Raw genomic sequence first — 11799 nt, forward strand, 5'->3', positions numbered from 1 at the left:
CCGCTGCGCTGCCGGGCCCGGCAGCCATCCGCGACGCCCTGGCGGGCAAGGAGCAAGACGATGTCCAGCGCTGATCCGCGCCTGCGCGCGCTGTTGAAGCTGGCACCGGTGATCCCGGTGTACACCCCCGAAGATGTGAATGAAGCGGTCCACGTGGCCCAGGCGCTGTTCCGCGGTGGCCTGCCGGTGATCGAAGTGACCCTGCGCACGCCACAGGCGCTGGATGCGATCAAGGCCATGGTCGAGGCCGTGCCCGATGCGGTGATCGGTGCCGGCACCGTGCTCAACGCCGCGCAGATGCAGGCGGCGAAGCAGGCCGGCGCACGTTTCGCAGTGTCACCCGGTGCAACACCGACGCTGTATGCCGCCGCGCGCGATGCCGACCTGCCGTACCTGCCCGGTGCTGCCACGGCTTCGGACCTCATCCTGGGTCTGGAACACGGCACGGACACGTTCAAGTTCTTCCCGGCGGTGCAGGCCGGCGGTGCCGCGCTGCTGGCCGCCTGGCACGGCCCGTTCGCCGAGGTGCGCTTCTGCCCGACCGGTGGCATCAGCGCACAGACCGCACCGCAGTTCCTGCACCTGCCCAACGTGCTGTGCGTGGGCGGTTCGTGGCTGACCACGCCGGCGCTGCTGCAGACCCGCGACTGGGATGCCATTGAACGCCTGGCCCGTGAAGCGTCGGTGCTGGCCAGCTGAATCCCGGCATCGATCGTCGATAGTTTGATCGTGATCAAAGCGCCGGCCTCGAGCCGGCGTCATTCTGTGGGCAAGCGCACTACGGAGATCCGAACATGCATTCCACCATGAAGGCCGCCGTCGTACGTGAGTTCGGCAAGCCACTGGTCATCGAGGAAGTCGCGGTACCACGCCCGGGGGCGGGCGAGGTGCTGGTCAAGATCGAGGCCTGTGGCGTCTGCCACACCGACCTGCACGCCGCCGAGGGCGACTGGCCGGTGAAACCGAACCCGCCATTCATCCCCGGCCACGAGGGCGTGGGGCACGTCGTGGCCGTGGGAGGCGGGGTAGGGCACGTCAAGGAAGGCGACAGGGTCGGCATCCCCTGGTTGTACTCGGCCTGTGGCCATTGCGAACACTGCCTGGGTGGCTGGGAAACGCTGTGCGAGACACAGCGCAACACCGGCTACTCGGTCAACGGCGGCTTCGCCGAGTACGCACTGGCCGATGCCAACTATGTCGGCCTGCTTCCGAAGGACGTGGGCTTCGTCGAGATCGCACCGGTGCTGTGTGCCGGCGTGACCGTCTACAAGGGGCTGAAGGTCACCGATACCAAGCCCGGTGACTGGGTGGCGATCTCCGGTATCGGCGGCCTGGGCCACATGGCGGTGCAGTACGCCCGCGCGATGGGCCTGAACGTGGCCGCAGTGGACGTGGACGACAGCAAGCTGGCGCTGGCGCGGCAGCTCGGTGCACAGGTCACCGTCAACGCGCGCACCACCGATCCGGCCGCGTTCCTGAAGAAGGAAATCGGCGGCGCACACGGCGCGCTGGTCACCGCGGTGTCACCGAAGGCGTTCGAACAGGCGCTGGGCATGGTCCGCCGCGGCGGCACCGTGTCGCTCAACGGGCTGCCGCCGGGCAACTTCCCCCTGGACATCTTCGGCATGGTGCTCAACGGCATCACCGTGCGCGGCTCGATCGTCGGCACCCGGCTGGACCTGCAGGAATCGCTGCAGTTCGCCGCCGAAGGCAAGGTCGCCGCCACGGTCAGCACCGACCGCCTGGAGAACATCAACGACGTGTTCGCGCGCATGCATGCGGGCACCATCGAAGGCCGCGTGGTGCTCGACTTCGCCGCCTGACCGTCTGTGCATGGCCGCCGTCGTTCCGTACCCCTCTCCCACGGGCACGGCGGCCATGCCGATCCACCGGGTCGGATCTCCCATCGGCCCCTGTCGGATGGGCTCTGACCCGTTGCAACCGGACGGCACGACCGCATCGCACCGCCGTACAATGCGCGCATGCCTGGCCTGCTCAAGACCCTGTTCCTGTCCGTCGTCGCCCTGATCGGCGGCGTGCTGTCGCTGGCGCTGGTCAGCAGCGTTGCCAGCTGGCTGCCGCCGCTGCTGGGAATGGCGCCGCACAACAACAGCGTGCAACTGGGCTGGGACCTGGCGTTCAGCGTACTCGGTGGCATCGCCGGTATTTCCTTCGCCACCTACTACGCGCCGTGCTGGCCACGTTCGCACGGCTTCTCGATCTGGTCGCTGATCGCGCTGGGCTGCGCCTACGCCGTGTGGAGTGCAGGCGCCGATTTCCCGCTGTGGTTCGTCATTTCGCTGCTGGTGTCGCTGCCGGTGCAGTTGCTGTTGGGCTGGTGGTTCGGCCGCCGCGCTTCGCGCGATCCGCGCTGAGCGCATACTGGTAGTGCCGGCCGCTGGCCGGGAACCTTGGCCACCCTGCAGTTGCCGGCCAGCGGCCGGCACTACCGCTTCAGCGTCGGCAGCGACTGCTTCAAGCGCTCGATACCCTGCCACGGATTTCCCTTCAATCGCTTCGCCCGCGCCAGTGCCTTTGCCATCGGAAACGCGTCAGCCGCGCTGACGCGCGCCAGTTCCTCCCAGCGCAGCGGTACGGCCACACCGGCGGAGTCACGCGCACGCAGCGACCACGAACACACGCTGGTCGCGCCGCGCGTGTTGCGCAGCCAGTCAATGAAGATGACGCCGCCACGCTTGGCCTTGCTCATCGTCGCCACGTAGCGGTCCGGTTGTTCCAGCGCCATGGCCTGGGCGAAGGCCTCGCAGAATGCCTTGGCCTGCTCCCAGTCCGCCTTCGGCTGCAGCGGCACCACCACATGCACGCCCTTGCCGCCGGACAGCCGCACGAAGCTCTCCAGCCCGACCTTCAACAGCCGGTCACGCACGTCGCGTGCCCCTGCTTTCACCTGCGCCCAGCTCACGCCTTCACCCGGATCAAGATCGAACACAAGCCGGTCCGGATGCTCGGGATCGGCCACGGTGGCGCCCCATGGATGCAGCTCCAGCACATTCATCTGCACCAGCTGCAACAGCCCGCGCGCATCGTCGATATAGACGTAGTCCTCGCGGCCGCTCTTCTGCTGCAGCGGAATCGCATGCACCGCATCACCCAGGCCGGGGCCGTGGTGCTTCTGGAAGAAGCACGCCTTGCCCACGCCGTCCGGGCAGCGCAGCAGCGACAATGGCCTGCCCGCGATCTCCGGCAGGATCCAGCGCGCCATGCGAAGGTAGTAATCGGCCACATCGCCCTTGCTCGCCTTCTGCCTTGGAAACACGATGCGTTCGGGGTGGGTGATCTGCACGTCGTCACCGGCTTGCGTGTTGGCTGTACTCACATCCAGATCCTCCATCTGCTTGTCGCTGCGCAGCCGCTTGAAGCTGGCCTGGCGCAGCAGGCCTTCCTTGCCCCAGCCTCGGAAGGCCACCTCGGCCACCGTCACCGGCTTCACCCAGCGCACGCTGGCAGCGCGGAAGGGGACATGCGCAGGCAGTTCCAGCACCGGCGTCTTCACCGCCAGCGGCCGCAATGCATGAAGCACCGCGCGCAGGCTCTGATCGTCGAAGCCGGTACCGACGCGGCCCACATAGCGCAGCCCGCCCTTGTCCGGCGCCGCCAGCAGCAGCGAGCCGAATCCCACCCGTGAGCCCTTGGGTGCGGTATGGCCGACAATCACGAACTCATCGGCATCTTCGTGCTTCACCTTCACCCAGCTGCGCGCACGCACGTTGACGTATGGCGCATCCACCTGCTTGCTGACGATGCCCTCGAAGCCGGCATCGCCACTGGCCTCGAACACCTGCGGGCCGTGGTCGATCACATGTTCGCTGAAGGCCAGCGTGCCCGGCGCAGACCCGATGAGTGCCTTCAGCAGCGCCTTGCGTGCCAGCAACGGTGCGCGGCTGATATCGACCCCCGCAACACCTGGCAGATCGAACACGATGTAGCGCAGCGGTTGCTTGGAGCTGCCATCGATCACCCGCTGCAACGCTGCGAAATCGCTGCGCCCTTGTGCATCCAGTACCACCAGCTCGCCGTCCAGGCGTGCGTCACCTACCGGCAGCGCCTTCAGCGCCTGCACCACCTCAGGGAAGTCAGTGGTCCAGTCCAGACCATTGCGTGAGCGCAGCTTCACCTCACCGTCGTGCAGATCGGCCAACAGACGATAGCCGTCCCACTTGATCTCGTGCAGCCAGCGATCGCCGTCCGGCGCGGTGTCGCGGTGGTCGGTCAGCTGTGGCTTGAAGTCGTGTGGGTACGGTGTGTCGCGCGCACCCTCCAGTCGCAGTGCGCGGGCATGCCAACGGCCATCGGCCTTGCGGCTGCGCCTGGCCGGGGCAGCGCGCGCCGCCTTCTTCGCGGAGCGCTTTTGTTCCGCCGTTGCACGCTTCGGCACCGGGCCTTCCAGCAGATCATCGGCCTCCGCATCGCGCGCGTCATCGTCGTCGCGCTTGATCAGCAGCCACTGCACCTGGCGTCCCTTCATTGTCGTTCGCACCAGCTTCCAGCCACCGGCCAGCCGTCGCCCATGCAGCACGAAGTCGATCTTGCCTGCCGCCAGCGCCGCCAGCGGATCACCCTCGCAGGCCCAGGTGCCCTGGTCGAACACCTCGACATGTCCCGCACCGTAGTGACCTTCAGGGATGTCGCCCTCGAAGGCGGCGTAGGACAGCGGATGGTCTTCCACTTCCACCGCCAGCCGCTTCTCACCCGCCCGCAGCGAAGGGCCTTTCGGCACCGCCCAGCTTTTCAGCACACCATCCATTTCGAGGCGGAAATCGTAGTGGCGCGAGCTGGCATGGTGCAGCTGGATGACGAAGGTCGGCCGCCGCTTCGGATCTCCCTGGGCGGGGGTGTCGTCAGGCTCCGGCGTCTGCCCGGTACCTCCGCCGAGGCGACGCTTGCGTCGGTACTGGTGCAGCGACATCACTCAGCCTGCCTTACGCCGCGCGGTCTTCTTGGCGGCCTTCTTGACGGCCTTCTTTGCCACCTTCTTCGCCGGTGCCTTGCGGCTCGCATTCTTCTTCGCCGGTGTGCGCGTGTTGGCATCCAGGCTTTTCTGCAGCAGCGCCATGAAATCAACCACGTTGGTGGCCGCATCTTCATGTGGCGCCGGCTCCTCTTCCACCCGGGTGGTGCCTCCTTTGGACTTGATCCGCTTGTTCAATACCTTGTGCAGGCGCTCGCGGAACTCATCGTGATACTGCGTCGGATCCCAATCACCGGCCATCGACTCGACCAGCTGCGCGGCCATCGCTGTTTCCTTGCTGGTGATACGGTAGTCGGACAGCTTGCCAGTGGGCAGCTTGTAGTCCTCCGGATCCACCAGTTCCTGCGGATAGCGCAGGATCATAAGCACCAGCGCGTCTGCCTGCGGCATCACCGCGCACAGGTACTCGCGCGTACGCACCACCACCCGCGCAATGCCGACCTTGCCGGTACTGCGCAGCGTTTCGCGCAACAGCACGTAGCCTTTTTCGGCTTTCCTGGCGGGCACCAGCAGATACGGCTTCTCGTAGTAGCGCGGGTCGATCTGCGCCGCATCCACGAATGATTCCACCTCCACGGCCTCGTGGCTCTCTGGAGCCGCCGAGCGGATGTCACCTTCCTCCAGCACGACATAGCTGCCCTTGTCGTACTCGTAGGCCTTGACGATGTCCTTCCAGGGCACTTCCTCGCCCGTATCGGCGTTGACCCGCTCGAAGCGGATCGGTTTGCGGTCACGTGAATCAAGCATGCGGAACTGCAGATCGACCTTGCGTTCGCCGGACATCAACGACACCGGCACATTGAGCAGGCCGAAAGACAGTGTGCCGGTCCAGATCGGGCGGGCCATGGGAACACCTGTGACGGGGCAGGGGACGCCCAGCTTCAGTCCGGCGATGTAAACCACCCGTGTCGGTGCCGTGCAGGTGGCTTCTACGGAAAACAGTTGTGCCGGCCGCTGGCCGGCTGAGGCTCGCGGCCTGAAGTTTCCCGGGATTGCCGGCCAGCAGCCGGCACTACTGCAGCAGCGGCCTCACCGCCGCGGCCGGAATATGGTCCAGCGCGCGCCAGGCGTCTTCCACCACCGGTCGCGCCTGCGACCAGCTCAACCGTGACTGCCCGCGCATCTGTTCCCAGTGTTCGGCCAGCTCCTCGCAGGTATCGGCCGCGTCACCGCGTGGCCAGTCGGCGGCGTGGGTGGTCAGCGCGAAGGCATAGACCGGGCACAGGTCGCGCCAGTTGCGATGGTTCTGACCGCGGCGCTCCTCGTAATCGCTCAGCATGTACTGCAGGTAGTCCTGCGCCACCGCCTGCGGGTCTTCCTGGCGACGTGCCCGGCGCTGCGCGGTGCGCTGGCCAAGCGGGTCGAGCAGGGCGTTGAACACGGACGGTGCGGGTCGCTCAAGACGGGGCATGGCCGGCTCCTGCAGTGGGGGCGGGTGGGCAGGAATACGCGCGGTGCCGTTACCGGGGGGTGAGCGAGATGTTCATGACGCCAGGTTCGCATCGGCTTTACCTGCCCGGCGCTGTAGTGGGAGTCCCCAGCGCAGGTAGCCAGACCATGAGCCGAGAGACCTCCCGCGACCCGCTGCGCGCGAACCATCCGCCGATTCCCGGCGAGCAGCGTGGCAAGCACGATGCAGACAACGCCGATTACCGCGGCACCGGCGCGCCGTTCTTTGACGCCGCACAGGGCGGCGAACATCTGCCGGTGAAGCGCCAGGCTGAACAGGCGGCGCAGGACCGCAAGGACGGCGGTGACCGCCATCGCGGCGGCCAGGAAAGCCCGCTCAGGCGCCGCGAGCGCAAGCAGCACGCCAGCGACAACCAGGACGAGGCGCTGGAGGAGACCTTCCCGGCCAGCGACCCCACCTCGCCGTTCGTGCCGGCCAAGGCCCCCGATTGACGGGTCACCTGCTGACATCCTGCACGGCGCGATGCCGGCCAGCGGCCGGCACGACCCGTCGGTCAGGAGACATTCCCGGCCAACAGCCGGCGCTACCGCTTCATCGCCACGACCATTGCACACCCACGTTGGCGCGCCGCCCCGGCCCCGGCTCGTAGTAGCGGCCATTGCCATCGTTGACGATCACCGAACCGATGTAGGCCTGGTCCAGCACGTTTTCCAGCCGCGCGAAGGCGCGCAGTTCTCCGCCCGGCAGCGCCCAGCGGCGCCCACCTTCCAGGTGCAGCAGGGCGAAGCCCGGCGCGCGCTCGCTGGCCCCATCGTTGACCACGGTATCGCTGCTGGCGGTGGCCTCCAGCGCCCACTGCCAGTCGGCCGGCGTCCATTGCAGGCGGGCAAAGGCCTGCTGTCGGGGCACGCCCGGCAGGCGGCTGCCCGCAGTCACCGTGCTGTTCGCGGTCAGATACGGTGAGCGTACCTGTGCCTGCAGCCAGGTCCAGGCCAGCTGCAGTTCCAGCTGCTCGGCCAGCGCCTGCCGGTACTGCAGTTCCACGCCCTGGCGGCGGGTGCGGCCGATGTTGCGATAGGTGCTGCGACCGCCGATGTTGCTGGCAACGGCCAGCTCTTCGTCGGTATCTGCACGGAACACGCTGATATCCAGCTGGGTTCCGTTCTGCGCGTGCCATTTGCTGCCGACCTCGACGCTGCGGCTGCGGGCGGCGGCCAGATCCAGTGCCAGCCCGGCGTGCCCGTCAGCGCGATAGCCCAGTTCGTTGAAGGTGGGGGTCTCGAAGCCGCGACCGACTGCGGCGTGCAGCCGCCACTGCGGGCTGGCCTCGAAGCTGATGCCCGCCACCGGCGTGGTGGCCTGGTAGCGGCGGCGGCCACTGTCATCCGGGTTGCGCCCGGTGATGTAGCGGTCATCCGATTGGAATCGCACAGTGCTGTGGCGTACGCCCGCCAGCAGCGACCAGCGCGGGCTCCACTGCCACCAGGCCTGCGCGAACTGATCCAGGTTCTGCACGGTATCGATCTGGTCGCGACGCAGGCGTCCACGCACGCCCAGCGTGCTGCCCACGAAGTTCTCGTAGCCGGTGCGATGCTGGCGCTGGCGGTCGGCACTGAGCCCGGCCACCAGGTCCAGCGGCCGCCCGCCCACGTCGCCGTGCCAGCCCCATCGCGCGTCCAGCCCGCCGTAGCCGGCGTCCAGATCGATCACGCCGCCGGCATGCAGCGGGTTGGCCTGCGCGGTCGGCGGGATCGGCAGGTACTGGCTCACCGCGCGCTGGCCGGCGTAGCCCATCAGCTGCCAGCGCTGCGTCCCGGCCTCGCGGGTCCAGCGCAGGCCAGCCTGCTGCTGGAGCACCGATTTGCGGGTGTTGTACTGGTGCGCGACCGACGTGGCCTGGCGCGGGTCGGCCGCCACCTGGGCACGCGTCAGGCCCAACGGGTCCTGCGCATCGGGCGCGTCCAGCGCATTGAGCAGCAGCTCCAGCCGTCCACCGCCCAGATCACCGCCGATGCGCGCATTGAGCGATTCGCGGCGTGCACGGCTGTGATCACGCCAGCCGTCGGTGCGGAAATGGCTGGCAGCGATGTTGTAGTCCAGTCCACGGCCGGCGCCCTTCAGCTGCGCGCCCACACTGAGCGTGTTGCCGGCACCGGCGTTGAGGCGCAGCCGCCAGGGATCATCGGCCTGGCCCTGTGCGCTCCACACCTGCAGCACGCCGCCGGAGGAGTTGCCATACAGCGCGGAGAACGGCCCGCGCAGCACCTCGATGCGCTCGGCACCCAGCAGGCTGGCGTGCGACAGCTGGCCCTGGCCGTCGGGCATGGTGGCCGGCACGCCGTCGATCAGCACGCGTACCCCGCGCACGCCGAAGGTGGAGCGTGCGCCGAAGCCGCGGATCGACAGCTGGGTGTCCTGGGCGAAGTTCTGCCGGTCGCGCGCCAGCAGCCCCGGCACCCCGGTCAGTGCCTCGGGCAGCTGCGCGCCCGCCCCGGCGCGGCCGGCGTCGATCCAGACCGTGTCCTGGCTGGCCGGCAATGCGAACGGGTCGATGCCCGGCACCCGCGCCGCCTGCACCTGCACGGCGGGCAGCGCCGTGGCAGACGGTTCGGCCAGCGCCGGCCAGGGCGACAGCAGCACGGCGATCAGCGGCAGGGAGGGACGGCGCGCGGCAGGATTCATGATTCAGGTTGATGGATCGGGCGGCAACGCACGCCATGGTACGGGGCCGTCGATGACGATGGCGGCGGCCAGCCCCGGCAGGCTTTGTTACGATGGGCTGTTTCCGGCCGAAAAGCCGCAGACCGCGTAGCGCACTTCCTCCCCCTTTCCGTCTACCGAACGAGTACCGCCGTGTCCTTCTTTGCAAACGTGGAACTGGTCCCAGGCGACCCGATCCTGGGCCTGACCGAGGCGTACAACGCCGACAGCCGCCCGACCAAGGTCAACCTGGGTGTGGGCATCTACTACGACGAGAGCGGCCGCATTCCGCTGCTGCGCGCCGTCAAGCAGATCGAGCAGCAGCTCGCCGCTGAAGCCAAACCGCGCGGCTACCTGCCGATCGATGGCCTGCCGGCGTACACGCAGGCCACGCGTGAGCTGGTGTTCGGCAAGGATTCGCCGCTGCTGGCTGCCGGCCGCGTCACCACCGCACAGACCGTCGGTGGCAGCGGTGCGCTGCGCGTCGGCGCCGACGTGCTGAAGAAACTGCTGCCGCACGCCACCGTCGCGCTGAGCAACCCGAGCTGGGAGAACCACCGCGCCGTGTTCAGCGCGGCCGGCTTCGAGGTGGTGGAGTACACCTACTTCGACCCGACCACCCATGGCGTCAACTTCGACGGCCTGATGGCCGACCTGGGCAAGCTGGAAGCGGGCACCGTGGTGCTGCTGCACGCCTGCTGCCACAACCCCACCGGTGCCGACCTCACGGTCACCCAGTGGAAGCAGGTCGCGCAGCTGCTGAAGGACCGCCAGCTTTTCCCCTTCATCGACATGGCCTACCAGGGCTTCGACAAGGGCATCGAGCAGGATGGCGCCGCCGTGCGCATCATCGCCGAGGCCGGCATCGACAGCTTCATCGTCGCCAACTCGTACTCCAAGTCGTTCTCGCTGTACGGCGAGCGCGTGGGTGCGCTGTCGATGGTGGCACCGACCGCCGCAGACGCCAAGGCCGTGCAGTCGCAGGTCAAGCGCGTGATCCGCACCATCTACTCCAGCCCGTCCACCCACGGTGCCGCGCTGGTGGCCGGCGTGCTGAACAACCCGGAACTGCGTGCGATGTGGGAGCAGGAGCTGACCGAGATGCGCGAGCGCATCCACGCCCTGCGCCAGGGTCTGGTCGAGAAGCTGGCCGCGGCCGGTGCGCCGCAGTTCGGTTTCATCAACGAGCAGGCCGGCATGTTCTCCTACTCCGGCCTGAGCCGTGAGCAGGTTGAACGCCTGCGCGACGAGTTCGGCATCTACGCCGTCGGCACCGGCCGCATCTGCGTGGCCGCGCTGAACCAGAACAACCTGGAATACGTCGCCAAGGCCGTGGCCACCGTCGCCAAGGGCTGAAGCAACGCTCCAGTGGTTTGAAGACAAAGGCGCCGAAAGGCGCCTTTGTTCTGGGGTCATGGTTACTTGTAGAGCCGAGCCCACGCTCGGCTTGCGCGCCATCACGGACGAAGCGCAGCCGAGCGCGGGCTCGGCTCTACACAAGCCCTGCGGCGGCGGCACGGCGCAGCGCATCTGGAAACGATTACGCCTCCCCGCGCTCACGCACGCGCTGGCCGGACGGGCGACAATAGGCGTTTTCCCGCTGCCGAGACCTGCCCGACCATGTCCCGTACTTCGTTGACCCGCTTCCTGATCCAGGAACAGCACGCCGGCCGCATCAACGCCGACCTGCGCCAGCTGATCGCCGTGGTCGCCCGCGCCTGCACCAGCATCTCCATCGCCGTCAGCAAGGGCGCCCTCGGCGGCGTGCTCGGCGAAGCCGGTACCGGCAACGTGCAGGGCGAAGCGCAGAAGAAGCTGGACGTGATCAGCAACGAGATCCTGCTCGAAGCCAACGCCTGGGGCGGCCACCTCGCTGCCTGCGCCTCGGAGGAAATGGACCACAGCCAGCCGGTGCCGGACATCTACCCGCGCGGCGACTTCCTGCTGCTGTTCGATCCCCTTGATGGCAGCTCCAACATCGACGTCAACGTCTCGGTGGGCACCATCTTTTCGGTGCTGCGCTGCCCGACCAACGTCGAGCTGCCGGGCGATGACGCGTTCCTGCAGCCGGGCAGCAAACAGATTGCCGCCGGCTACTGCATCTACGGGCCCAGCACCCAGCTGGTGTTGACCGTCGGCCACGGCACCCACGCCTTCACCCTGGACCGCGAGAAGGGCGAGTTCGTGTTGACCACCGAGAACATGCAGATTCCGGCGGCCACCCAGGAATTTGCCATCAACATGTCCAACCAGCGCCACTGGGAAGCGCCGATGCAGGCCTATGTGGGCGATCTGCTGGCCGGCAAGGAAGGCGCGCGCGGCAAGAACTTCAACATGCGCTGGATCGCCAGCATGGTGGCCGACGTGCACCGCATCCTGACCCGCGGCGGCATCTTCATCTACCCGTGGGACAAGAAGGATCCGTCCAAGGCCGGCAAGCTGCGCCTGATGTACGAAGCCAACCCGATGGGCCTGCTGGTTGAACAGGCCGGCGGCGCCGCCTGGACCGGCCGCGAGCGCATTCTCGACATCCAGCCCGACCAGCTGCACCAGCGCGTGCCGGTGTTCCTCGGCTCGCGTGAGGAAGTCGCCGAAGCGGTGCGTTACCACCACGCGCACGACCAGGCGCAGGGCTGACCCACGGTTGCCCGACCGCGGTCATGGCACTTCGATGACATGACCATGGGGTGACACCGAA

General features: G+C 67.7%; 10 protein-coding genes. 6 read left to right on the top strand and 4 right to left on the bottom strand.

Annotation, left to right across the window (positions count from 1 at the left end):
• Nucleotides 1-60: 60 nt before the first annotated feature.
• From eda to LZ605_RS15335, 3 genes are all read left to right on the top strand, one after another.
• Nucleotides 61-699 (top strand): bifunctional 4-hydroxy-2-oxoglutarate aldolase/2-dehydro-3-deoxy-phosphogluconate aldolase, encoded by a 639-nt coding sequence (gene eda, locus LZ605_RS15325; protein WP_249842361.1) that lies wholly within the window; start codon nucleotides 61-63, stop codon nucleotides 697-699.
• Nucleotides 700-794: 95 nt separating this feature from the next.
• Nucleotides 795-1823 (top strand): alcohol dehydrogenase AdhP, encoded by a 1029-nt coding sequence (adhP, locus tag LZ605_RS15330; RefSeq protein WP_249842362.1) that lies wholly within the window; start codon nucleotides 795-797, stop codon nucleotides 1821-1823.
• Between the two features lie 159 nt (nucleotides 1824-1982).
• Complete coding sequence (locus tag LZ605_RS15335) at nucleotides 1983-2375, top strand: hypothetical protein (RefSeq protein WP_249842363.1); 393 nt, start codon at nucleotides 1983-1985, stop codon at nucleotides 2373-2375.
• A gap of 71 nt (nucleotides 2376-2446) precedes the next feature.
• Here LZ605_RS15335 and ligD read toward each other — a convergent pair whose 3' ends face one another.
• The 3 genes from ligD to LZ605_RS15350 form a co-directional block, all read right to left on the bottom strand.
• The gene (gene ligD, locus LZ605_RS15340; RefSeq protein ID WP_249842364.1) at nucleotides 2447-4927 is read right to left on the bottom strand and encodes a DNA ligase D; all 2481 of its coding nucleotides are present in this window, start codon (nucleotides 4925-4927) and stop codon (nucleotides 2447-2449) included.
• A 3-nt stretch (nucleotides 4928-4930) separates the two neighbouring features.
• On the bottom strand, nucleotides 4931-5836 hold the full coding sequence (locus tag LZ605_RS15345; RefSeq protein WP_249842365.1) for a Ku protein: 906 nt from the start codon (nucleotides 5834-5836) through the stop codon (nucleotides 4931-4933).
• Nucleotides 5837-6002: 166 nt separating this feature from the next.
• Nucleotides 6003-6401, bottom strand: a complete 399-nt coding sequence (locus LZ605_RS15350) for a hypothetical protein (protein WP_249842366.1) — start codon at nucleotides 6399-6401, stop codon at nucleotides 6003-6005.
• Between the two features lie 146 nt (nucleotides 6402-6547).
• Here LZ605_RS15350 and LZ605_RS15355 point away from each other — a divergent pair, with 146 nt between their 5' ends.
• Nucleotides 6548-6892, top strand: coding sequence for a hypothetical protein (locus LZ605_RS15355; RefSeq protein WP_249842367.1), 345 nt, complete (start codon nucleotides 6548-6550; stop codon nucleotides 6890-6892).
• A 100-nt stretch (nucleotides 6893-6992) separates the two neighbouring features.
• On the opposite strand, the gene LZ605_RS15360 is transcribed toward LZ605_RS15355, so the two are convergent.
• A complete protein-coding gene (locus LZ605_RS15360; RefSeq protein WP_249842368.1) occupies nucleotides 6993-9083 on the bottom strand; it encodes a TonB-dependent receptor family protein in 2091 nt (696 codons plus the stop codon).
• Between the two features lie 171 nt (nucleotides 9084-9254).
• Here LZ605_RS15360 and LZ605_RS15365 point away from each other — a divergent pair, with 171 nt between their 5' ends.
• Nucleotides 9255-10457, top strand: coding sequence for an aromatic amino acid transaminase (locus tag LZ605_RS15365; RefSeq protein ID WP_249842369.1), 1203 nt, complete (start codon nucleotides 9255-9257; stop codon nucleotides 10455-10457).
• A 264-nt stretch (nucleotides 10458-10721) separates the two neighbouring features.
• Nucleotides 10722-11738 carry a class 1 fructose-bisphosphatase gene (locus LZ605_RS15370; RefSeq protein ID WP_107231325.1) on the top strand — a complete coding sequence of 339 codons (1017 nt, stop codon included), beginning with the start codon at nucleotides 10722-10724 and terminating at the stop codon, nucleotides 11736-11738.
• The last annotated feature ends 61 nt before the right edge of the window (nucleotides 11739-11799 follow it).

Origin of the sequence: Stenotrophomonas maltophilia (assembly GCF_023518235.1) — a bacterium.
In the GTDB taxonomy this organism is placed as follows: domain Bacteria; phylum Pseudomonadota; class Gammaproteobacteria; order Xanthomonadales; family Xanthomonadaceae; genus Stenotrophomonas.

Coding starts and splice junctions, on each gene's coding strand:
- LZ605_RS15370 (WP_107231325.1), top strand. CDS start 10,722: ATGTCCCGTACTTCGTTGACCCGCTTCCTGATCCAGGAACAGCACGCC.
- ligD (WP_249842364.1), bottom strand. CDS start 4,927: ATGTCGCTGCACCAGTACCGACGCAAGCGTCGCCTCGGCGGAGGTACC.
- LZ605_RS15345 (WP_249842365.1), bottom strand. CDS start 5,836: ATGGCCCGCCCGATCTGGACCGGCACACTGTCTTTCGGCCTGCTCAAT.
- adhP (WP_249842362.1), top strand. CDS start 795: ATGCATTCCACCATGAAGGCCGCCGTCGTACGTGAGTTCGGCAAGCCA.
- eda (WP_249842361.1), top strand. CDS start 61: ATGTCCAGCGCTGATCCGCGCCTGCGCGCGCTGTTGAAGCTGGCACCG.
- LZ605_RS15355 (WP_249842367.1), top strand. CDS start 6,548: ATGAGCCGAGAGACCTCCCGCGACCCGCTGCGCGCGAACCATCCGCCG.
- LZ605_RS15335 (WP_249842363.1), top strand. CDS start 1,983: ATGCCTGGCCTGCTCAAGACCCTGTTCCTGTCCGTCGTCGCCCTGATC.
- LZ605_RS15360 (WP_249842368.1), bottom strand. CDS start 9,083: ATGAATCCTGCCGCGCGCCGTCCCTCCCTGCCGCTGATCGCCGTGCTG.
- LZ605_RS15350 (WP_249842366.1), bottom strand. CDS start 6,401: ATGCCCCGTCTTGAGCGACCCGCACCGTCCGTGTTCAACGCCCTGCTC.